This is a genomic window from Alteromonas sp. LMIT006, from assembly GCF_024300645.1.
GTDB lineage: Bacteria > Pseudomonadota > Gammaproteobacteria > Enterobacterales > Alteromonadaceae > Opacimonas > Opacimonas immobilis.
Window position 1 is genome coordinate 495,185 of sequence record NZ_CP101291.1, and the last position, 22,834, is coordinate 518,018.

Here is a 22,834-nt window from a genome sequence, read left to right on the forward strand (position 1 = left end):
TATGAAATGTTATACACCCAGTGATCTGGGACACATGGACAAGTTTTATCGCGCGAACTTCGTCAATTCGTTATCGGGTGTTAAATCGGCTAACTTAGTCGGAACCAAAGGTCGCAATGGCATTGAGAATCTAGCCATCGTAAGCTCTGTGTTTCACGTTGGCGCAAACCCTCCCTTAATGGGGGTGTTAATGCGTCCTCATACCGTGCCACGCGATAGCCTGCGAAATATGAAAGAAACCGGATTATTCACTCTCAATCACGTCAACAGTTCGATTGCGCAAGCTGCCCATCAAACGTCTGCGCGTTATCCTGAAGATGAATCTGAGTTTACGGCAACGGGCCTGACACCTTTTTATTCACACGAGTTTAAAGCGCCTTATGTACAAGAATCTCACCTGCGGATCGGCCTTGAGGTACAAGACATTCAAAAGCTCGACATCAATCAGACTGAATTGGTCATTGGCCAAATTGTGGAAGTATTTGTTGACGAAAAGATCGTTTCTGAAACCGGCTATTTAGACATCGAAGCGATTGATACTATTGGTATTACCGGTTTAGATAGTTATCATAAAATCCAACGCATCGCTCAATATGAGTACGCTAAAGCTTAGCGACAAAGAACAACAAATAGAATATGACGACTAATCTCGACCCAAATTTTGACCAACTAATCATTATTTGCGGTATTGCCGCGGTACTGGTAATTGGCATAATCTTGTTTGTGATCAAACTTCCCAGCGAAGAACGCGAATATAATGATTCCAATACTGATAATAAAGACGAATCAAATTTAAACGAATGAGGAAACTACAATGAAAAACTTAAACCGACGTGACTTCTTAAAGTGGTCAGGTGCGTCTTTAATCGGCGTTACCTTTGGCGGTGTTGCCCTACGCGCTCATGCGGAACAAGTGGATCCTTCTGATCCACAAGCGGCTGCACTCAAATACACCCATGAATCCAAGGTGGAAGGCCAGTACTGTAATAACTGTGCATATATCCAAGCTCAAGGTGAAGATTGGTTACCTTGCGCCTTATTCCCTAGTAAGAAAGTGTCTTCTAAGGGCTGGTGTAACGTCTGGACCAAGAAGCCTTAAAGTAAAGCCATTGCTTGGCTTACGATTGTGTAAGCCAAGCTCATCCCTTCTGATTGTATTCCCTCCACTGCCTCTGTACACTTAGTCCTGACGACAAAACACATAATAAGGGTTAGGGAAACAACAATGAAATTAGCAATCATAATTTGTTCTGTGTTCGCGCTCTGTGTGACATCCACAATGACGTTGGCTGAATCCACATCAGTGCCTGAGCCGGTTCGCTCAATCACGGAACACTCAATCAAAATTCAAGATAAAACCATCAAATATGAGGTTATTGCTGGCGATACGCATATCCTGAATGAAGCTGGCGAGGCCATTGCTAATATATTCAGTACCGCTTATTTTCGGACCAATACCAAAAACCCCAACCGCCCTGTATTATTTATTTTTAACGGTGGGCCTGGGTCGTCGAGTGTGTGGCTGCACATGGGTATTTATGGACCAAAGAAGGTCGTTATTGGTTCGGATGCTGAAGCCGTCGGTTCCCCACCCTATGCAATATTAGATAATCCTGACAGCTTAATTGATATTGCCGATATGGTCTTTATTGACCCTCCTGGAACGGGGTATTCACGTGCCATTGGCGTCGGTGAAAACAAAGATTTTTGGGGCGTCAAAGAAGACGCTGTGATTATGTCTGAATTTGTGCGCAGTTTTACCCGAGAGTATAACTTATTTAACCGTCCGAAATACTTATCTGGGGAAAGTTACGGCACCACTCGCGCAGGTGCTATGGTCAAAGAACTGCAAGAGGGTTGGGGCTCGTATGACTTGAGCGGGGTATTTTTGATTTCCTCCATAGTGGATTTTCAAACTGGAGATTTTAAAGCGGGCAATGACCTACCTTACATCACGTTTTTGCCCACCTATGCAGCTACCGCATGGTATCATCAGGCGATTGACCGCACTGGTTTTGTATCGCTAGAAGCCTTTTTGGATGAGGTAAGAGAATTTGCGCTCAATGACTATGCAACAACGTTGTTAAAAGGTCAAAGAGCAACAGATTTAGAGCGCTTCGAGGTAAGTAAGCAGTTACAACGATTTACAGGCCTATCAGCCGAGTTTTTGCGATTATCCAATCTGCGCATCAATGAATTTCAATTCATGAAAGCGTTATTGCGTGAACGTGGCATTCGTGTGGGTCGCTTAGACAGTCGCTATGTTGGCCAAAATACCGATAACATCAGTTATCAATTTGAAGCGGATCCCTCCGCATACGCCATAGACGGCGCCTATACCGCAGCCATCAATGATTATTTCCGCACTGAACTCAACGTGAAGCGCAACGTGCGCTATCATATTTTGAGTGGTAACGTGTTTAGCAACTGGAACTGGTTGTATGAACGCAACGCTCGATCCCAGGGCTTTTTGAACGTCACGCCATTTTTGGCGACCGCACAAAAACAAAATAAAGATTTTAGAATTTTCGTCGCCAACGGTTATTATGACCTAGCGACACCGTTTTTTGCGACGGAACACTCTATGCATCACAATGACATCGATTTGTCTCGTGTGACCATGAAGTATTATGAAGCAGGACACATGATGTATATTCATCATCCTTCACTTAAAGCGCTGGCCGATGATATGCGCGCTTTTTTAACTCAAGAGTAATTTCTTTTTCATGGCTTATATCCAACTCAAAATCAATATGATCGCCGAGCACGCTGAAAGCTTAGGCGACATGCTCAGTGCCAATGGTGCTCAGGCCGTAACCTTTGTCGACGCCAAAGATACGCCTTTATACGAACCAAAACCTGGCGAGGTCATGCTGTGGCCGGATACCCAAGTCATAGGTTTGTTTCCCGCCGAGATGGATATGCAAGCGGTGATTACGCGTCTCTCCAAGGCGCGGATTTTAGGTGAGGATTTTGTCTACGTGCTTGATCCTCTTGAAGACAAAGATTGGGAGCGTGAATGGATGGAAAACTTCCACGCCATGCAATTTGGCAAGCGGTTGTGGATCTGTCCATCGTGGCGTGAGATCCCTGAACCCAATGCGGTCAATGTCATGTTGGATCCGGGTCTGGCATTTGGGACCGGCACCCATGCAACCACTGCATTGTGTTTGCAATGGCTTGATGGACTGGATCTAACGGGCAAATCGGTATTGGATTTTGGCTGTGGCTCTGGGATTTTAGGCGTCGCTGCAGTCAAATTAGGTGCCTCTGCCATGGTCGGAATTGATATTGATCCACAAGCACTGCAAGCCACGCGAGAAAATGCGTCACGCAATCACGTCAGTGCACAAGTCGAAGCCTTTTTGCCAGAGCATGCGCCGGCGCAACAATACGATGTCGTACTGGCAAATATCCTCGCAGCGCCATTACGTGAACTCAAAACAATCATTGCCGGATATTGTCAATCCGGTGGCCAAATCATCCTCTCAGGTATCTTGGTAGAACAAGCTGAAGAAATTGCCAATCTGTATTCAGAATTTTTTGTTATTGACCACATTGCACATTCCGGTGAGTGGGCTAGTATTAATGGAACAAAGCGCTAATTATTGTCAAGCAAAATAATTGCAATTTGGTTAATTATTATACTTTGCAAACCGACAAAAAAAGCGTAATATCTCACTCCCTTTATGGAAACGGGCTATTTTTTGTACGATATGGATGTTTTTTATTCAAGCTGAAATAGAGTACAGATAAGAGGTATTCATGCGCATCGGGCCATATACTTTGGACAACAATGTATTTTTAGCGCCGATGGCAGGAGTCACTGACCGACCGTTCCGACAAATGTGCAAGAGGATGGGTGCTGGGCTTGTGGTGTCTGAGATGCTCTCAAGCAATCCAAAAGTGTGGCACACCGAGAAATCCAAAATGCGCATGGACCACAGTGGTGAACATGGAGTTCGCTCTGTTCAAATAGCGGGTTCAGACCCGCATCTCATGGCTGAGGCGGCACAACACAATGTTGCAAACGGTGCACAGATCATCGATATCAATATGGGTTGTCCTGCAAAGAAAGTAAACAAAAAGCTCGCAGGTTCTGCCTTGCTACAATATCCGGATCAAGTGGAAGCGATTTTGGATGCGGTAGTGAATGCTGTTGAAGTACCTGTGACCTTGAAGATCCGTACAGGTTGGGATCCAGAACATCGCAACGGCGTGTTCATTGCTCAACTTGCACAACAGTACGGTATACAGTCTCTAGCGGTACACGGTCGCACTCGTGCGGACATGTACAAGGGCAATGCAGAATACGACACCATCAAAGCGATTAAAGCTGCGGTATCGATTCCAGTGATTGCCAACGGTGATATTACAACACCGCAGAAAGCCGCTGAAGTATTGACATACACCGGTGCTGACGGGGTGATGATTGGACGAGGCGCGCAAGGTAATCCTTGGCTGTTTCGTGAAATTATCCATTACCTCGAGACGGGACAAATTTTGCCTAAACCCACGTTGGCTGAGCAGTGCTCTGTAATGCTTGAACACATAGCTAACATACACGCTTTTTACGGCGGTATTAGCGGCGTGCGCATCGCGCGCAAACATGTGGTGTGGTACATGGCGCAGCTTGATCAAGGACGTCAATTTCGTGGGCATTTTAATGCATTAGAGACCGCTGAAGCGCAACTCGAAAGCATCAAAATGTTTTTTTCTGAAACGACAGATGAGTGTGTCTCTGTCGCTTAATTGATAACTTTAACAAAGAGCAGTATTCGATTATGTTTGATCAAAATGCAACTTCTCCATTTACGACCATTGTAACTACGCCCGCCCAAACGACTGCGCAAAAGCCACTGCGTGAATCGGTTAAGCAAGCGGTCAATAAGTACCTAAAACAATTAGAAAACAACCAAATTGAAACCTTGTATGACATGGTATTGAGCGAAGTTGAAGCGCCTTTACTGGAAGAAGTGATGACTTATACTCGTGGCAACCAAACTAAAGCTGCGATCATGATGGGCATCAATCGCGGTACATTACGCAAGAAGCTCAAGCAATACGGAATGAGCTAAGTCGTTCGCGCTTAAGCGCAGATTAGAGCACCTTTGGGTGCTCTTTTCATTTGTATTAAGTGCACTACAGTAAGTTATACGCCCACCTTATTTTTTATCTAGCAAGAAGAGTTATATGAGTACTAGCCAACCCATTCGTCGCGCTTTGTTAAGCGTTTCTGACAAAACCGGTATTGTCGAATTTGCCACCGCCCTTGCGGCCCAAGACATTGAATTATTATCTACCGGTGGTACTGCAAAATTATTAGCAGAAGCCGGTTTGAACGTTATTGAGGTCTCTGATTACACGGGCCATCCGGAAATCATGGACGGTCGCGTAAAGACCTTACATCCCAAAATCCACGGTGGTATCTTGGCGCGTCGCGGTACTGACGAAGCCGTAATGGAACAAAACAATATTGGTCCAATTGACTTAGTAGTTGTGAACCTATACCCCTTTGCAGCAACAGTAGCAAACCCAGATTGTTCTCTAGAAGACGCCATTGAAAACATCGATATCGGTGGACCGACTATGGTGCGCGCCGCAGCCAAAAACCACAAAGATGTCACTATTGTCGTCAACGCTTCTGACTATGCTGTGGTATTAGAAGAAATGAACGAGAACGCGGGTGGCTTGAGCTATCAAACGCGTTTCGACCTTGCCATTAAAGCATTTGAACACACAGCAGAATACGATGGCATGATCGCTAATTACTTTGGCGCGCGTCTTGATACTCAAGAATGTGCGGAAGACTGCGGCCATGAACACAGTGAGTTCCCCCGCACTTACAACATGCAACTGACCAAAAAACAAGATTTGCGCTACGGCGAAAACTCTCACCAATCGGCTGCTTTTTATGTTGAAAATGACATTCAAGAAGCGTCGGTTGCAACCGCTGAGCAGTTACAAGGTAAAGAACTGTCGTTTAACAACATTGCTGATACGGATGCCGCATTAGAGTGTGTTAAAGAGTTCGATGTACCAGCTTGTGTGATTGTGAAACACGCTAACCCATGTGGTGTTGCCTTAGGTGACGATATTTTATCTGCGTATGAACGTGCCTATAAAACTGACCCAACTTCTGCGTTTGGTGGCATCATCGCCTTCAACCGTGAGTTAGACGCGGCGACTGCGCAAGCGATCATTGACCGGCAATTTGTGGAAGTGATCATTGCGCCAACGATTGCGGATGAAGCCGCCCAAGTCTTGAGTGCCAAACAAAACGTCCGCGTATTAGCATGTGGCGATTGGCATGGCCAGTTAACTGACGGCTATGACTTTAAACGCGTCAATGGTGGATTGCTCATTCAAGATCGCGACTTTGGCATGGTCGAAATGGACGATTTAAAAGTCGTTACCAAACGGGCGCCAACTGAAAGCGAACTCCAAGATTTGATGTTCACTTGGAAAGTCGCAAAATACGTCAAATCTAACGCCATTGTCTATTGTAAAGACGGAATGACTATCGGTGTGGGTGCAGGTCAGATGAGCCGTGTATATTCTGCCAAAATCGCTGGCATCAAAGCGGCTGACGAAAACCTAGAAGTCAAAGGCTCAGTGATGGCGTCAGATGCCTTCTTCCCATTCCGCGATGGTATTGATGCCGCCGCTGCAGCCGGTATTACGGCAGTGATCCAGCCAGGTGGTTCAATGCGTGATGAGGAAGTCATTGCGGCAGCAGATGAAGCGGGTATTGCAATGGTCTTTACCGGCATGCGTCACTTCCGTCATTAATTCAGATTAAACAGGAGCAAAATGATGCAAATTTTAATTATTGGTAGCGGTGGTCGTGAACACGCACTGGCGTGGAAAGCCTCTCAATGCGCGGGTGTTGAAAAAGTCTTTGTCGCCCCAGGTAATGCTGGCACGGCAAACGAACCAAAATTAGAAAACGTCGCTATTGGTGTAGAAGATATTGAAGCACTGGTTGCGTTTGCCCAAGACAATGCGATTGATTTGACCATTGTGGGCCCAGAAGCGCCATTGGTCATTGGCGTAGTGGATGCATTCAACGAAGCGGATTTAGCCTGTTTTGGTCCGACGGCAGGCGCAGCTCAATTGGAAGGCTCAAAGGCCTTTACCAAAGATTTCTTAGCGCGTCACAATATCCCAACAGCGGAATATCAAAACTTTACCGAAATCGAGCCAGCCCTTGCCTATGTGCGTGAAAAAGGTGCGCCGATTGTCGTCAAAGCCGACGGTTTGGCTGCGGGTAAAGGCGTAATTGTTGCCATGACATTGAGAGAAGCAGAAGATGCGATTCGCGATATGTTAGCGGGTAATGCTTTTGGTGAAGCGGGCTCTCGTGTGGTCATTGAAGAATTCCTCGATGGTGAAGAAGCCAGTTTTATTGTCATGGTAGATGGCGCAAACATTGCGACGTTTGCAACCTCACAAGATCACAAGCGTGTCGGTGATGGCGATACAGGGCTGAATACCGGTGGAATGGGTGCGTATTCTCCAGCGCCAGTGGTTACCTCTGAAATTCATGACCGCGTGATGCGTGAAGTGATTGAACCCACGGTGCAAGGCATGGCAGCAGAAGGCAATCCCTACACTGGTTTCTTGTATGCCGGTTTAATGATCACAGCTGATGGTACACCAAAAGTCATCGAGTACAACTGCCGCTTTGGCGACCCAGAGACTCAGCCGATTATGATGCGCCTACAGTCTGATTTGGTTGAGTTGTGTCTCGCCGCTACCAAAGGTGAGCTAGCTGGACGCACCATTGAATTTGATCCTCGCCCTGCAGTGGGTGTGGTGTTAGCCGCTGGCGGTTATCCAGGTAGCTATGCCAAAGGCTTGGCTATCAGTGGTTTAGGCCAAGGTGAATCGGCGGATGCCAAAGTATTTCACGCTGGTACTGCCCTTGCTGGTGATGAAGTCGTTACAGCAGGTGGTCGAGTGTTATGTGCCACTGCAATGGGTGCGACGGTTACCGAAGCGCAAGCCAATGCCTATGCACTGGCGTCTCATATTGACTGGCAAGACATGTTCTATCGCAAAGACATTGCCTATCGAGCGATTGCTCGAGAAGCTGAGTAACTGTTTTGCTCATTGATTAAAGGAGGCTGCGGCCTCCTTTTTTTCAATAGTAGCTTTTATCCCGCTTCTGCGTATACTACATGCAGGAATAATAATGATCAGTACAAAGGTAAGCGGTTATGTCAGCCAAGCATCCCATTATTGCCATCACGGGCTCTTCCGGCGCTGGTACCACGACAACAACCAATGCCATTCGGCATATTTTTCGCACGCTTGATATCAATGCGGCTGTAGTCAGTGGCGACAGTTTTCATCGCTTTACCCGACCAGAAATGGAAATAGAAATCCGCAAAGCGCAGGAGCAAGGGCGCCATATCAGTTATTTTGGCCCAGTCGCTAATGACTTTGCTTTACTCGAAAATTTATTTACACAATATGGTCATAACGGAACGGGTCAAACACGTGAATACTTACATACTTTTGATGAAGCCGTGCCTTACAATCAGATGCCAGGCACCTTTACGCCATGGCAAGACCTACCAAGTGAAACCGATGTGTTGTTCTATGAGGGCTTACATGGGGGAGTGAAAACCGACGACATTGATGTGGCCAAACACGTTGATTTGCTCGTTGGCATGGTACCTATCGTAAATCTTGAATGGATCCAAAAAATCGTTCGTGACACCACGGATCGCGGTCATAGCCGAGAAGCCGTGATGAGCAGCATTGTGCGTTCGCTTGATGATTACTTCCAATACATTACCCCTCAGTTCTCTCGAACACATGTCAATTTTCAGCGCGTGCCGACCGTCGATACATCCAACCCATTCAGTGCGCGTGAAATACCCACGCAAGATGAAAGTTTTGTGGTGGTGAGATTCCGTCGTGAAATGAAAAACATCAATTTTCCCTACCTGCTACAAATGATTGATGGCGCCTTTATGTCACGTGTTAATACACTGGTTGTTCCGGGTGGTAAGATGGGATTAGCCATGGAGTTGATTTTGACCCCGCTCATTGAAGAAATACTCCATCGAGGTCAAAGCAACAAAACACAATTGGATTGGCTACAAGGCAAATAACATTTTGTAACAACCTGCATTGATACTGTAACTAATTAGCGCTTTTGTCTTTGCTACGCTTAGCTTATAGTAATCCAATCAAGGCAATGTATATGGGATTTTTTATGGGGCAAGAAACATCCAAAATTTTGGTGGTCGACGACGATATGCGCTTGCGCAGTCTGCTCGAACGCTATTTGGTGGAACAAGGATTTCAGGTACGCTCCGCGGCGAACGCCGAACAAATGGATCGTTTGCTTGAACGCGAGAACTTTCATTTAATTGTTTTGGATTTAATGTTACCCGGAGAAGACGGGCTTTCTATCTGTCAGCGTTTGCGCAGCAAAGACAACGCCATTCCTATTATCATGCTGACCGCCAAAGGCGATGAAGTCGACCGCATTATCGGTTTGGAGATGGGCGCAGACGATTATTTGCCAAAGCCTTTTAACCCTCGCGAACTCCTTGCTCGGGCCAAAGCGGTACTCAGACGCAAAACGTCTGAAGCACCTGGCGCACCAGCACAAGAAGAACAGATCATTGAATTTGGTGTCTACAAGCTCAACCTTGCCACTCGCGAAATGAGCGCAGAGGGCAAACCGATGACACTCACCAGTGGTGAGTTTGCTGTCCTAAAATCTCTAGTAACCCATCCCCGTGAACCGTTATCCCGTGACAAACTCATGAACTTAGCTCGTGGGCGAGACTATGGTGCCCTTGAGCGCAGTATTGATGTACAAGTCTCGCGCTTGCGTCGAATGCTCGAAAAAGATCCGCAAAATCCACGTTACATTCAAACCGTGTGGGGCTTGGGGTATGTGTTTGTGCCCGATGGCTCTTCGGTCTAATCGTCATCAATGCGTTTGACTCCTAAATCTGCCTTTGGTCAGACCGTTTTATTGATTGGCGTCTTGTTGCTGGTCAATCAAGTCGTCTCCTATGGCTCCGTTGCTTATTATTTTATCCAGCCCAGTTCACAACAAATCAACTCTTTGATCGCCAAGCAAGTTCACACTATGTTATTACAGGACTTATTGGGGCCCTCTGAACGACGCGACGAGTTTGCTAAATCCTCTAATATTCGCTTTTACAATCAAGATGAAGCGGTTGACAAAGGTCTTGCTCAAGCGACGTTTTACCATTTTATGTCCAATCAAATCTCCAATGAATTAGGTCAAACAAGTGATGTTCGAGTGTCCACTGATGCCCCGTATCGGATTTGGCTGCAAATCGATTCGTATCCCAATCTTTGGATTGTGATCCCAATGCAAGGCGTGACTGAGAATAATTTTTCTCCTCTTACTATTGTCTTGTTGGTAATAAGCCTTTTATCCGTCATTGGCAGCTATGTGTTTGTCAAACGCATGACCCAACCCATGCGCGCGCTACAACAAGCCGCGAACCAAGTTGGCCGTGGCGAGTTTCCCCCACCGATTACGCCTACCGGCACCGAAGAAATTCAAGATGTGACCAAAGCTTTCAATAATATGGCGCAAGGTATCAAACAACTTGAAGCAGACCGCAATATAATGACAGCTGGCATATCGCATGATCTGCGCACGCCACTGACACGAATTAGACTGGCTGTCGAAATGCTCGATGATGACAATCAGTGGATTGCAGATGGGATTGAGCACGATATTGAAGATATGAACGACATTATCGACCAATTTATTGATTTTGCTCGTAATTCCCGCCATGAAGAAGGCGGTGAGATGTGTAACATCAATGACTTAATTGAAGAGGTGGTGCAAGCGCGGCATTTTGATGACGATCACACCATTGCGCAAAAACTGCAATCGGTTCCCAACACCAAACTGCGCAAAGTAGCCATTAAGCGCGTGATGGATAACTTGGTCGAAAACGCCTTTCGCTATGGCTCTAATCATTTGGAGATCCACTCCTTGTACCGCAAAAAAAGTAACTTTGTCACTTTTCAAGTACGAGATTTTGGAGAGGGGATCCCCGCTGAGCAAATCGCGACTTTAAGCCAGCCATTTGCCCGAGGCGATAGTTCTCGAGGTTCTAAGGGGTCGGGTTTAGGGCTGGCAATCATTAAACGCATTGTGGATCTGCATCACGGTGAGATTAGTTATTTTAATCACCCTGATGGAGGCTTTGTGGCAGAGGTCAACCTGCCACTGGTTAAAGACTAGTTATTTTGGCCATCTGCATCGGGCGAAAAACCCGCATGAATGGATGCCACATCCATCTCATCAAAGCGATATTCGCTGTGACAAAATTGGCAATTCATCACAATACTGCCTTCTTCTGCAATGATCGCGTTTAACTCATTTACATCAATATTGCGCAGTGCAGCCATGGTTTTGTTGCGTGAGCAATGACATTCAAACACAATTGGCGCTGGGGTGAACACTTCAACTTCTTCTTGATGATATAAGCGGTATAACACATCATTGGCCGGTAACGTGAATAATTCCTCTGGCGTTAGTGTTTCGGTCAACGCTGAAAGGTGTGAGAACTCGGTGGTCTCGGCCACATTAGTGGCTTCTGAAGAGGTCGGCAAGATTTGCAATAATGTTCCACCTGCCATTGCCGGTGCTTCATGCCTCGCAAACAAGCGCACTTGTGTGGCAAGCTGCTCAGATTGCAGGAAATACTCCTCGATACAGGCGGAAAGGGACGGTTGGTCTAAGCCAACTATCCCCTGATAGCGCTCACCTTCTTTGGGCGTGATCGTTATCACCAAAAAGCCTTTGTGAAACAAATCCGAAAAATTATCCGGTAACTCTGTCACGGTCTCATCCCAACGAGCAACCCCGCGCAATTTCAAATCATGGGTACCATTGACAACCGCGTATTTGACAATGCCTTCGCTTTGAATTTGCAGGCCTATTTCACCTTCAAACTTTAATGTCGCGTTCAATAAACTGGTCGCAGCCATTAGCTCTCCAAGTAAAGTTTGGATCTGAGGTGGATACGCATACGAATCCAAAATCGACTGGTAGGCACTTTGTAGTTGTACCAGTTCGCCACGCACATTGGCTTGATTAAACAAATAACGCTGTAATGTATCAAAAGACATAAATTTCTCTAATTGGTGTTTATTGGTGTTTTAATTCAATGATCTGACGCCGCTGTTTTTTGTCAGGCTTAGTCTCAGGTTTGGGGCTGTGAAACGCACTGAGCTTGCGCGCCTGAGCATTCCGCTCTCGTTGCTCTACACTGCTTTGTGTTTCACGATACATATCTTGTACCAACGCAGCCCCACGTCGCTGTTCAACGATCTCGTTGATCACCAGCTCCTTCGTATCGTATCCGGCAGGTACTTTGACCGTTGCGCCAAGCTCCACGACCTTACTTGGTTTGGTACGCTGACCATTGTAATGTACTTTGCCAGCTTGTACTGAGGTTCGAGCTAAACTACGTGTTTTGAACAGACGGGCAGCCCATAACCACTTATCCAGTCGAACTTCCGGTGCATTTTTGTTTGAAGGTGTATTTTTCATTCGTAAAAATGTAATATCCGTTATATAAACTATTCGGTTTGTAGACGACGTGTCTGTTTGGCGAATTCAGACTTAATTCAGTCTGTACACACCACAATGTCAACATACGGTATAAGATAATAACAATGATACAACACACTGGGATCACTCAGAGCCTTAGCTCACGCTTTTGGACGGCTTCAACACAGAACGCCGTACGTCTTACCGTGGCTGTCTTGGCAGTTGCCTATATCTTATACATACTGAGCCAAATCACTTGGCAGATTATACCAGAACCGCAAACGCCCAGTACAGTTCAACCCTCAATTCAAAGCTCAGTGACCATTTCAGACAATGACGATGTCAAAAATATCAATATTTTGTTGAGTCAGAATATTTTTGGCGATAGAGCGTCCACTCCAAAAGTCGTTGAACAAGATGTCACCGATGCGCCGGAAACCAAACTCAACCTCACCTTAAACGGCGTTGTCGCAAGTACGGAAAAAGACGGTGGCGCAGCAATCATTTCTCGTGGTAATAACCAAGCTACGTACGGTATTGGGGATAAAATCGACGGCACACAAGCGTCCTTACATCAAGTCTTTGCCGATCGCGTGATCATTTCCAATCGCGGGGTAAAAGAAACCTTGATGCTTGATGGAGTGGATTTTGTCAAAGCCTCTGAGGCCCAAATTATTCAAGCAGAGCCCGTTATCGAGGAAGCCTCGACCCAAGCAGAGCTCGACCAAGACATGGTCGCGAAACTGCGCAATGACCCAACTCAATTTGCTGACTTTATTGCAATTAATCCTGAACGGGTGGATGGTGAAATCGTTGGTTATCGCGTCAGTCCCGGTCGCCAACCAGAATTTTTTGCCCGTGCTGGGCTCAAAGCCGGTGATGTCATTATCGGCTTAAACGGATTAGATTTGACGTTGCCACGCGAGGCCATGCGGGCTATGCAAACACTGAAAGAATCCGATACGCTGGATCTAACCATTTTGCGTAACGGCAACACTCAATCGCTGACATTAACACTGCCTGGGCAGTAAACAAGGTATTCATATGTTATTTGGTTCTTCGCATTTTCTCCGACACGCCTCTATCGCGGCATTGCTCAGTGTTGCCATTGGTTTAACTGCACTCTCACAACCGAGTTTTGCTCAGGCACAGTACTCTCCTAATTTCAAAAATACCGATATCAATGAGTTCATCGCGATCGTTGGCAAAAACCTAAAACGCACCATCATTGTTGACCCTAATGTGCGTGGCAAAATCTCCGTGCGCAGTTACGATCTGTTAAGCGAAGCGCAGTACTATCAATTTTTCTTAAACGTCCTTGAAGTGTATGATTTTGCAGTGGTCGAAATGCCCAACGGCGTGCTCAAAGTCATTCGCTCTAAAGATGCTAAGAACTCTAACTTGCCGGTAGTCGAAGATGACTTACTCAATGGCGATGAGATGGTTACTCGTGTTATTCCTCTATACAACGTGCCCGTGCGTGAACTCGCCCCACTATTAAGGCAACTCAACGATACGCAAAACGCCGGTAATGTCGTGAGTCACGATGCGTCCAATGTCATCATGTTAACCGGTCGTGCTGCGACCATTAATCGCCTCGTAGAAATCATTGAACGCGTCGACCGCGCCGGTGATGAAGAAGTCGAAATCGTAAAACTCAAGTATGCCTCAGCGTCTGAGATGGTGCGCATCATTGATAGCATCAACAAATCTCAAGGCAACAATAACAGTGCTGGTAAAGCCGCCCCCCGTGTCGTGGCCGATGATCGCACCAACTCAGTCATCGTATCTGGGGATGTCAAAGCTCGTCAGCGCTTAGTCAATTTGATTACCCGCATGGACCAAGAATTAGAAACCAGCGGTAATACGCGAGTCATTTTTTTGAATTACGCAAAAGCACAAGATTTGGTCAAAGTCCTTGAAGGCGTGTCCAAAACCATTCAAGCCGAAGAACAAGGCGGTAGCAAAGCCAAATCCAACAATCGCGAAGTCAGTATTGATGCCCACGAAGACTCAAACTCTTTGGTCATCACTGCAGAACCTGACATGATGCGGTCGCTAGAAGAGGTTATTCGTCAGCTGGATATTCGCCGCGCACAAGTTCAAGTCGAAGCAATTATTGTTGAAGTTTTCGAAGGAGACGGCACCACACTTGGCGTGCAGGTAGTTTCTGAAGATGGCGGTGGCACTCAGTTCACAAACGGGGTTGCGGGTGTCGGTGCGCTGGCCGTTGCCGCTAGACAAGCAGAAAATCGCGAGGTCAACCGAACCAATATCACCGCCAATGGCGAAGTGGTCAGTTCGAGCGATACCGTGGAAGGTAATTTCCAGCCGTTGGCTCAATTACTCGGTGGGGCCAATGGTTTAATTGCCGGCATCATTGATGATGGTTGGGGTGCGGTTGTACAGGCTGTATCGACTGATACCAATTCCAATATTTTGGCGACACCTCATCTCACCACCATGGATAACGAAGAAGCGTTCTTTATTGTTGGTCAGGAAGTGCCGATTTTGGGCGCCATTTCATCTAATTCAAATTCACAGTTACAAACTCAGTCGGTTGATCGTGAAGAAGTGGGTATTAAGCTTAAAGTCACCCCGCAAATCAACGAAGGCAATGCAGTACAACTCTTGATTGAACAAGAAGTCTCAAGCGTATCTGGCGCGACTGCGGTAGATATTTCCATTAACAAGCGTGAAATCAAAACTACGGTCATTGTCGATGACGGCGGAACCATAGTGCTGGGAGGACTAATTGACGAAGAAGTGCAAGAAAGCGTCAGCAAAGTCCCATTACTAGGCGATATTCCGATTGTCGGAAACTTATTCAAATCCACTTCTTCAAGTAAGCGCAAGCGCAACTTGATGGTGTTCTTACGTCCTTCAATTGTCCGTGATGCAGCGACAATGAATGAGATATCGCATCGCAAATACAATTACATTCGCGCTCAGCAACTCGATCGCCAAGCGGATGGTATTCCCTTGATGCCATTCAAAAAAGGTCCCGAATTGCCAGCATGGGACGACGCTCTTAGTTTGCCACCTAGCTTCGAAGAATACCTTGAAGCCAAAGACAAAAAAGACGACTAGCCATGACTGATGCTTTAGTTGATGCACCAGAATCGCCAGAGCCATTAGCGTCTCAAGATGCTGCGCCAGTAAGTGCTGAGGCCAAAACACTGAGTTTTGGTTTTGCTAAGCGACATACTATTTTGCTCGATGCGATAGCGGCACAAACCAGCGATGATGCGCTGGCCGATGTGTATGTCACACATAACACGGCGCCGCAAATCGTAGCAGAAGTACGGCGAGTGTACGGCCTGCCATTTAATCTCAAGTTAATCGGTGCCGAGCGCTTTGAAGAATTGCTCACCAGCATGTACCAACGCGATTCTTCTCAAGCCAAGCAGTTAATGGAAGACTTGGGTAACGAATCTGATTTGTTTGCTTTGGCAGAAGATCTAACCGAAACCGAAGACTTATTGGAAACCGAAGACGATGCACCGATTATTAAGTTGATCAATGCACTTCTTGGCGAAGCGATTAAAGAAGGCGCATCAGATATTCACATCGAAACCTTTGAAAACCAACTTGTCGTGCGTTTTAGAGTGGATGGCGTATTACGTGAAATTCTCAAACCCAACCGTAAGATGTCTACTATGTTGGTGTCGCGGATCAAAGTTATGGCGCGTTTGGATATTGCTGAGAAGCGCGTCCCTCAAGATGGTCGTATTGCGCTAAAAATTGGCGGTCGTGCAGTCGATGTACGGGTATCCACGATGCCATCTAGCCACGGCGAACGCGTCGTATTGCGTTTATTAGACAAAAACAACGCGCGCTTGAACCTCACTGATTTGGGCATGACCTCACGCAATCGCGAGATTTTTTCAGGGCTGATCCGCAAGCCCCACGGCATCATCTTGGTAACCGGTCCAACCGGTTCAGGTAAGTCTACGACCTTGTATGCTGGATTAACTGAAATCAATGCCAAAGATCGCAATATCCTGACCGTTGAAGATCCAATCGAGTTTGATATTCAAGGTATTGGTCAAACCCAAGTCAATCCAAAAGTCGACATGACCTTTGCTCGAGGCTTACGGGCGATTTTGCGTCAAGACCCAGATGTCGTCATGGTCGGAGAGATCCGTGATTTAGAAACCGCACAAATTGCTGTACAAGCCTCATTAACCGGTCACCTTGTGATGTCGACACTACACACCAATACAGCGGCCGGTGCCATTACTCGTTTAGAGGACATGGGCATTGAGCCCTTTTTACTTTCCTCCTCCTTGCTTGGTGTTTTATCACAACGCTTAGTCCGCACCTTATGTGATGAGTGCAAAACTGAGCATCCGATCAACGAACAAGAAGCCGCTTTGCTCAATGGTACTCGAGTGGGCACGGTAATTTATAAACCGGTTGGCTGTGTCGCATGTAATCACACCGGTTATAAAGGCCGTACCGGCATTCATGAAATGCTTTTGGTCGATGAAACCATCCGGAACTTAATTCACGATGGTAAGGGCGAACAAGCCATAGAAAAATACTTGCGCCAAACCAACCCATCGATTCGTGCAGATGGCCGCGATAAAATCCTTGCTGGCATCACTTCGCTTGAAGAAGTTTTACGCGTCACGCGAGAGGAATAAGCCATGGCGGCATTTGCGTATGAAGCTTTAGATTTAGCGGGTAAAACCAAAAAAGGCGTTCTCGAAGGTGATAACGCAAGGCAAATTCGAGCGCAACTGCGTGAACAAAAACTCATTCCTGTGGAAGTTGAACAAGTCAAAGAGACACCGGCAAACGCTTCCTCATTTGATCTTAGTCGCCTGATTACTCGTCACCGCATCAGCGCAGCAGAACTTGCCCTGTTAACGAGACAACTTGCCACTTTGGTTGAATCTGGCCTGCCCATTGAAGAATCTTTATTCGCTGTGGCTGAACAAGCTGAAAAAACACGTCACAAAAAAATGCTTATGGCTGTGCGCTCGCGGGTCGTTGAGGGCTATACTCTAGCTGATGCACTGCGAGAATTTCCATCGATATTTGATGATTTGTTTGTGGCCATGGTGGCAGCAGGTGAAAAATCAGGGCATCTCGATACCGTGTTAGAACGCTTAGCCGATTATACTGAAAATCGCGAAAAGACCCGATCGCAAATTATCCAAGCGCTCGTTTATCCAGTGATTATGATGGTCTTTGCACTGGGTATTGTCATCATGTTACTGACCGTTGTTGTGCCCAAAATTGTCGGGCAATTTGACCACATGGGACAAGACCTCCCTACAATGACGCAGATCTTGATGGACATCAGTGCATTTGTGCAAAACCACGGCATTTTATTTGCCGTATTTCTACTTATTATTGGATTAATCGTCAGTAAACTACTCTCTATTCCACATGTTCAATTGCGTTATCATCAATGGATTTTATCACTTCCCTTGATTGGTCGAGTCAATCGCGGTTTAAATACAGCTCGCTTTGCTCGCACATTATCAATTTTGACCGCCAGTGCTGTGCCATTATTAGAAGCCATGCGCATTGCCTCAGATGTGCTTGCCAATCGCTTCATCAAACGCGAAGTTGGGGCAGCGGCGATGCAAGTTAAAGAAGGGGCTAGTTTACGAGCGTCTCTAGAGCGAACCAAAATATTCCCACCGATGATGATGCATATGATTGCTGCGGGTGAAAAATCTGGCGAGTTACAAGGGATGCTTGCCCGAGCGGCAGATAACCAAGATCGCGAATTTGAAAGTCTAGTCAATATCAGTCTTAAAGTGTTTGAACCCTTTTTAATTGTCTTTATGGCGACGATTGTTTTATTTATCGTCCTTGCCATTTTGCAACCTATTTTAGCTCTTAACAGTATGGTGAATTTGTAATGAACATATCCTCTTTGCGCCACGCCCGTGGCTTCAGTTTGATTGAGATTATGGTAGTGCTGGTGATCATCGCGATCATGGCATCAATCGTCGCGCCTCAAATTTTGGGTAACCAAGAAACCGCACAACTCAAAAAAGCCGCGGTCGATATCCAATCTTTGGAAAGCGCAATCGAGCGTTATAAATTACAAACCAATATTTTTCCGACCACCGAACAGGGGCTGGAAGCTTTGGTATCTGAGCCTCAGATTGATCCCATGCCACGCAACTATCCTGCGCAAGGTTTTATCAAACGTCTCCCTCAAGATCCTTGGGGTAATGATTATCAGCTGATCAGTCCAGGAGAAGTTGGCTTGGTCGATATTTTTTCCTATGGTCCAGATGGTGAGCCAGGCACTGATGATGATATCGGTACTTGGAATCTCAACGACTACTTAAAATAGTCCATGCACGCTCGTCGCGGATTCTCGTTAATCGAAATCATGCTGGTCCTGCTCGTCATGGGTATGGTCGCAAGCATGATTGTCGTCAATCCGCTACGTGAAGAGCCCGCGCAACAACTTGAACAAGAAGCTAAACGGTTTGCTGCCAAACTTGCGATTGCATCTGATTTTGCGGTACTTAATCAAACTCTAATTGGGGTGCGCTTGAACAAAGAAACGCTCACCTATAGTTTCGTTGAGTTGTCTGATAGTGAAGAATGGCTGCCTCTTGAAGGAGCACAATGGATGGAAGCCTACGCCATGCCTGAACGGTTTACATTTAAGGTAAAACTAGACGGTTTAGCTTGGTTAGACGATGATTCATTTTTAGGCTCTGGTAGTTTATTTGACGAAGAACTCTCGGTCAGCAGTGCTGGCGTGCAGATTGGCGATCCAGAAGACGAACCACCACCACCGCCTGAGTTATTTTTGTATCCCAGTGGCGAAATTGGTGATTTTGCTGTCGAATTTTCTTATTTAGGTGAGCAGTTTGGCGATGCGCGACCTTTGGCAATACAAGTACAAGGACAAGGCTTTTTGCCATTGATCATGGAGTATGACGAGGAAGATATCCTGTGAATCCACGCCGACGCCTCCCAAAACACACGCATTTATCTAAGCAGAAACAACGTGGTTTGACGCTCATTGAAGTCATGGTTGCGCTGTTGATCTTTGGCTTAACCGGTGTTGCTGTACTGAAAGCGACCAGTGATAATTTAACGGGCGTGAGTCAAATCAAAGACGTTACGGTTGCCACGTATGTTGCCAATAACCGCCTCAATCAAATCCATATCGAACGTCGTTGGCCTTTGGAAAAAAATGCTAAGGGTGAGATGACAATGCTCGATAGGACTTGGTACTGGCGTCAAGATGTGAGCAAAACCGAAGTGGACGATATGGTTCAAGTTCGAGTCTGGGTCAGCCTTGATTCCGATATGAAAACAACCATTACCGATGTTGTGACCTTCTTTACCCCACCTGTGGAACGTTCGTAATGATTGTGCAAGGCCGACATCACGGGTTTACCCTAATCGAAATTTTGGTGGCTGTCGCCATTCTTGCCATTATTGCGGTGGCCTCAAGTACCGTTTTGAGTAGCGTGATTGATTCTGCCAAAGCCTCGGATACCCAAATGCAAGAGCTAGAAATGCTCCAGCGCAGTATGATGGTGATCGAACGAGATATGTCTCAAATTATTGCTTTAGCGCCTCGTCTGTCAGGTCAAGACAATGAAGTCGTGATTCAAGGGGGAAATGGTGTTGCCGACTCCCTAGCAGATGGTATTTTGTTTACCCGCAACGGCTGGGCCAATCCATTACAACGCCAGCCTCGTTCCAACCTCCAAGGCGTTGGCTATCGTCTTAACGGCAGTAATGAGCTGGAACGGATCTATACATTTTTTATTGACAATGTGACGAACACCGAACCGCAAACCCGGATGTTATTACCTAATGTGTCTAATTTGATATTTGAGTTCGCCATTGGCACCAACAATCGCAATGAAATCCAGTGGGAAGAACAGTTCACAGGTAAACAACTCCCTCGTGGCATTGCGATTGTCATCACCTCTGAAACCTTTGGTGAAATTCGCCGTGAATTTGCTATTTTGCCGCAAGGAGTAAGCTCATGATCCGACATCAGCGCGGCGCGGCCTTGCTAGTGGTGTTATTTATCGTCGCTTTAGTCAGCATTATTGCCATGCAGATGGGCGTTTCCTTACAATTGCAAGGGCAGCGCACCGCCAACATCAAAGCCCAAAATCAAGCCCAATGGTTTGCCTTAGGGGCAGAACAATATGCCACAATTGCGATGAAGGAAGTACTCAGTTTGAGTAATGGCATCATTCACCTGAATCAGCCATGGGCTGAGCCCATTACCTTTCCAATTGAAAACGGCATGATCACCGCACAACTTGAAGATGCCCAAGCGTGTTTTAATATTAACGCCTTAATATCCGCCTCCGCTTCCAGCTCGACAACGGGTTCAGCGTCCGCATCGTCTACTCCCACAACATCTACAGCACCGGCTCAACAAGCTTCCACTCAGTCCAATGGAACTAGCACGACTAGTGTTGGTGATTTGGCCCAAGCATTTACCGAATTAGTGCGACGAGTCAATGGCAACGATACCTACAATGCTGAGGTGGTGCGAGATAGTCTGCTGGATTTTATTGATGAGGATTCACAAGCTCGGCAACTTGGCGCGGAAGATGAAACCTATCGCGGTACAGCGTTTCCCTACTTGGCGGCAAATCGCTTTTTGGCTGATATCTCCGAGTTGCGCCTGGTTAATGGCGTGGATATCGCTTGGCTACCTGAATTACTCAAGTATGTATGCGTCATTCCCAATGAGCACATGATGACTGTCAACATCAACACCTTAACGGAAGAAGATGCGTTATTACTCAGTGCGTTACTCAATATAACGGAAGCGGATGCGCAAAATCTCATCAGCAATCGTCCTGAAGATGGCTATGATGACATCCAAGCCTTTTTTAATGAACCGCTACTCAACACCTTGCAACTCGACCCAATGATGCAAGCATGGTTTACAATTAGCACAGAATATTTTACTTTGCGTACAGAAACACAATACGATCAGAGTCGTTTTTTCCTCAGCAGTCTATTGCGCGTAAGTAACGATAATGAACTGACGGTTGTGCATCGCAAATTTGGGAGATTTTAATCGTGGAACAACTTATTTTGCGTCTTGGCGCTCGCGCAGAACAGCCTGTTTATTGGGGCATGTGGGACAGTGCGTCAAGTCAGATTCTCGCCTCAGGGATTTTGCCAGATGCGCAGCAGTTAAGCACTTTACACGAACGCGCCGGTGGGCGTCCCGTGCGAGCGATTGTCGATAGTTCTGCCGTACGCTTAGCTGCAGTCTCCTTGCCTCCCAATGCTGGACGCAAAGTCATGGCATCGATTGGCTTTATGTTAGAAGACGATATGGCCTCTGATGTCGATGAGCACTTTATTGCACTGGGCCCCCGCATAGAAAACGAGCAAACTTTAGCTTTAGTCAGTCATGAACAAATGCAACAATGGCAAGCTTGGTTATCTGAAGCGGGATTTGTGTGCGATACCATGGTCCCCGATGTACTGGCATTGCCTGCCTCACCAGATGCTTTGAGTCTTTTGCAACTTGACGATCAAATCCTCTGGCGCCACGGACAATGGCAAGGGATGACGGGGGAACGATCGTGGATGGGGATGACCCTGCAAGGCTATATCCAGCAGCATCCAGAGCTCACTGAAGCAAGGACATTAACTGCGGAGTTGAAACAATCCTTCACATTACCTGTTCCTGTCACAATCAACGATGCCGAACTTGAACTGCCGATTCATATTTTGGCGCAACATAGCGATTCACCTGAGTGTAATTTATTACAACAAACCTATAAAGTGAAAGCAACGTCGAACACGACTTGGTTATATTGGCGCAATACTGCAGCGATAGTGGCGCTCGCTTTTGGGTTGGCGCTCGCCAATAAAGGCTTTCAATACACGGAGTTAAAGGCACAAAACGATGCGTTGCAAACGTCTATCAAAACCAATATAGCGCAGAGTTTTCCAGGTCTTGGCAATTATCGCGACCCGCGACGAGCGATCACCCGTTATGTGCAGCAACGCGAGAACAGCGGTGGTGCAGTGTCGGGTATTCAGATGCTTGGCAACTTGGGAACGGCCTTTGCAGCCGGCAATATTAAAGCCCAATCCATTCGTTTTGATCACAAACGAGGGGAAATTCGCATGCAAGCGGTAGCGGATAATTTTGGTCAATTAGAACGCTTCAAAAACAAAGCTTCCGAAGCCGGTTACACGGTGACGCAAGGTGCTATTAACAATCAAAATAATCGCGTCATCGGTGCGCTAATCATCAAAAGTTAAAAGGTT

At 46.5% G+C, this 22,834-nt stretch carries 24 protein-coding genes; 22 read left to right on the forward strand and 2 right to left on the reverse strand.

Annotated elements, in window-relative coordinates; all coding sequences use genetic code 11:
* The first annotated feature begins 1 nt into the window (after position 1).
* The 12 genes from NLG07_RS02270 to envZ all read left to right on the forward strand — a co-directional run bounded on the left by NLG07_RS02270 (position 2) and on the right by envZ (position 11,260).
* A complete protein-coding gene (locus NLG07_RS02270; RefSeq protein WP_254856095.1) occupies positions 2-613 on the forward strand; it encodes a flavin reductase family protein in 612 nt (203 codons plus the stop codon).
* A 23-nt stretch (positions 614-636) separates the two neighbouring features.
* Positions 637-804: a hypothetical protein gene (locus tag NLG07_RS02275; RefSeq protein WP_254856096.1), complete on the forward strand. Its 168-nt coding sequence runs from the start codon at positions 637-639 to the stop codon at positions 802-804.
* Between the two features lie 10 nt (positions 805-814).
* The gene (locus NLG07_RS02280) at positions 815-1,099 is read left to right on the forward strand and encodes a high-potential iron-sulfur protein (RefSeq protein WP_254856097.1); all 285 of its coding nucleotides are present in this window, start codon (positions 815-817) and stop codon (positions 1,097-1,099) included.
* A gap of 126 nt (positions 1,100-1,225) precedes the next feature.
* A complete protein-coding gene (locus NLG07_RS02285) occupies positions 1,226-2,716 on the forward strand; it encodes a S10 family peptidase (RefSeq protein WP_254856098.1) in 1,491 nt (496 codons plus the stop codon).
* 10 nt (positions 2,717-2,726) lie between these two features.
* On the forward strand, positions 2,727-3,605 hold the full coding sequence (gene prmA / locus NLG07_RS02290; RefSeq protein ID WP_254856099.1) for a 50S ribosomal protein L11 methyltransferase: 879 nt from the start codon (positions 2,727-2,729) through the stop codon (positions 3,603-3,605).
* Between the two features lie 160 nt (positions 3,606-3,765).
* On the forward strand, positions 3,766-4,752 hold the full coding sequence (dusB, locus tag NLG07_RS02295; protein WP_254856100.1) for a tRNA dihydrouridine synthase DusB: 987 nt from the start codon (positions 3,766-3,768) through the stop codon (positions 4,750-4,752).
* A gap of 32 nt (positions 4,753-4,784) precedes the next feature.
* Entirely contained in the window at positions 4,785-5,078 is a 294-nt protein-coding gene (fis, locus tag NLG07_RS02300; protein WP_254856101.1) for a DNA-binding transcriptional regulator Fis, read from the forward strand.
* A gap of 115 nt (positions 5,079-5,193) precedes the next feature.
* Positions 5,194-6,792 (forward strand): bifunctional phosphoribosylaminoimidazolecarboxamide formyltransferase/IMP cyclohydrolase, encoded by a 1,599-nt coding sequence (gene purH, locus NLG07_RS02305; RefSeq protein ID WP_254856102.1) that lies wholly within the window; start codon positions 5,194-5,196, stop codon positions 6,790-6,792.
* A gap of 24 nt (positions 6,793-6,816) precedes the next feature.
* A complete protein-coding gene (gene purD / locus NLG07_RS02310) occupies positions 6,817-8,103 on the forward strand; it encodes a phosphoribosylamine--glycine ligase (protein WP_254856787.1) in 1,287 nt (428 codons plus the stop codon).
* Between the two features lie 119 nt (positions 8,104-8,222).
* On the forward strand, positions 8,223-9,125 hold the full coding sequence (locus NLG07_RS02315; RefSeq protein WP_254856103.1) for a phosphoribulokinase: 903 nt from the start codon (positions 8,223-8,225) through the stop codon (positions 9,123-9,125).
* A 92-nt stretch (positions 9,126-9,217) separates the two neighbouring features.
* Entirely contained in the window at positions 9,218-9,952 is a 735-nt protein-coding gene (gene ompR / locus NLG07_RS02320) for a two-component system response regulator OmpR (RefSeq protein WP_254856104.1), read from the forward strand.
* Between the two features lie 9 nt (positions 9,953-9,961).
* Positions 9,962-11,260: a two-component system sensor histidine kinase EnvZ gene (gene envZ / locus NLG07_RS02325; RefSeq protein WP_254856105.1), complete on the forward strand. Its 1,299-nt coding sequence runs from the start codon at positions 9,962-9,964 to the stop codon at positions 11,258-11,260.
* Here the strand turns inward: envZ and hslO are convergent.
* Together hslO and hslR are read right to left on the reverse strand one after the other, a co-directional pair.
* Positions 11,257-12,150: an Hsp33 family molecular chaperone HslO gene (gene hslO / locus NLG07_RS02330; RefSeq protein ID WP_254856106.1), complete on the reverse strand. Its 894-nt coding sequence runs from the start codon at positions 12,148-12,150 to the stop codon at positions 11,257-11,259. The two genes, envZ and hslO, sit on opposite strands and share 4 nt — an antisense overlap.
* Positions 12,151-12,169: 19 nt before the next feature.
* Positions 12,170-12,574: a ribosome-associated heat shock protein Hsp15 gene (hslR, locus tag NLG07_RS02335; RefSeq protein ID WP_254856107.1), complete on the reverse strand. Its 405-nt coding sequence runs from the start codon at positions 12,572-12,574 to the stop codon at positions 12,170-12,172.
* A gap of 125 nt (positions 12,575-12,699) precedes the next feature.
* On the opposite strand from hslR, the gene gspC reads away from it, so the two are divergent.
* From gspC to gspL, 10 genes are read left to right on the forward strand one after another with little or no spacing between them, the layout of a single operon-like run.
* Positions 12,700-13,605 carry a type II secretion system protein GspC gene (gspC, locus tag NLG07_RS02340; protein WP_254856108.1) on the forward strand — a complete coding sequence of 302 codons (906 nt, stop codon included), beginning with the start codon at positions 12,700-12,702 and terminating at the stop codon, positions 13,603-13,605.
* 13 nt (positions 13,606-13,618) lie between these two features.
* Positions 13,619-15,664: a type II secretion system secretin GspD gene (gspD, locus tag NLG07_RS02345; protein ID WP_254856109.1), complete on the forward strand. Its 2,046-nt coding sequence runs from the start codon at positions 13,619-13,621 to the stop codon at positions 15,662-15,664.
* A gap of 2 nt (positions 15,665-15,666) precedes the next feature.
* Positions 15,667-17,223 carry a type II secretion system ATPase GspE gene (gspE, locus tag NLG07_RS02350; protein WP_254856110.1) on the forward strand — a complete coding sequence of 519 codons (1,557 nt, stop codon included), beginning with the start codon at positions 15,667-15,669 and terminating at the stop codon, positions 17,221-17,223.
* Positions 17,224-17,226: 3 nt separating this feature from the next.
* Complete coding sequence (gspF, locus tag NLG07_RS02355) at positions 17,227-18,456, forward strand: type II secretion system inner membrane protein GspF (protein WP_254856111.1); 1,230 nt, start codon at positions 17,227-17,229, stop codon at positions 18,454-18,456.
* 5 nt (positions 18,457-18,461) lie between these two features.
* Entirely contained in the window at positions 18,462-18,899 is a 438-nt protein-coding gene (gspG, locus tag NLG07_RS02360) for a type II secretion system major pseudopilin GspG (protein ID WP_303049223.1), read from the forward strand.
* Between the two features lie 3 nt (positions 18,900-18,902).
* Positions 18,903-19,517 carry a prepilin-type N-terminal cleavage/methylation domain-containing protein gene (locus NLG07_RS02365; protein ID WP_254856113.1) on the forward strand — a complete coding sequence of 205 codons (615 nt, stop codon included), beginning with the start codon at positions 18,903-18,905 and terminating at the stop codon, positions 19,515-19,517.
* Positions 19,514-19,933 carry a type II secretion system minor pseudopilin GspI gene (gene gspI, locus NLG07_RS02370; RefSeq protein WP_254856114.1) on the forward strand — a complete coding sequence of 140 codons (420 nt, stop codon included), beginning with the start codon at positions 19,514-19,516 and terminating at the stop codon, positions 19,931-19,933. The genes NLG07_RS02365 and gspI overlap by 4 nt, the downstream gene beginning before the upstream one ends.
* The gene (gspJ, locus tag NLG07_RS02375) at positions 19,933-20,568 is read left to right on the forward strand and encodes a type II secretion system minor pseudopilin GspJ (protein WP_254856115.1); all 636 of its coding nucleotides are present in this window, start codon (positions 19,933-19,935) and stop codon (positions 20,566-20,568) included. Before gspI ends, gspJ begins: the two co-directional genes overlap by 1 nt.
* On the forward strand, positions 20,565-21,623 hold the full coding sequence (gene gspK, locus NLG07_RS02380; RefSeq protein WP_254856116.1) for a type II secretion system minor pseudopilin GspK: 1,059 nt from the start codon (positions 20,565-20,567) through the stop codon (positions 21,621-21,623). The genes gspJ and gspK overlap by 4 nt, the downstream gene beginning before the upstream one ends.
* A gap of 2 nt (positions 21,624-21,625) precedes the next feature.
* Positions 21,626-22,828, forward strand: a complete 1,203-nt coding sequence (gene gspL / locus NLG07_RS02385; RefSeq protein WP_254856117.1) for a type II secretion system protein GspL — start codon at positions 21,626-21,628, stop codon at positions 22,826-22,828.
* The last annotated feature ends 6 nt before the right edge of the window (positions 22,829-22,834 follow it).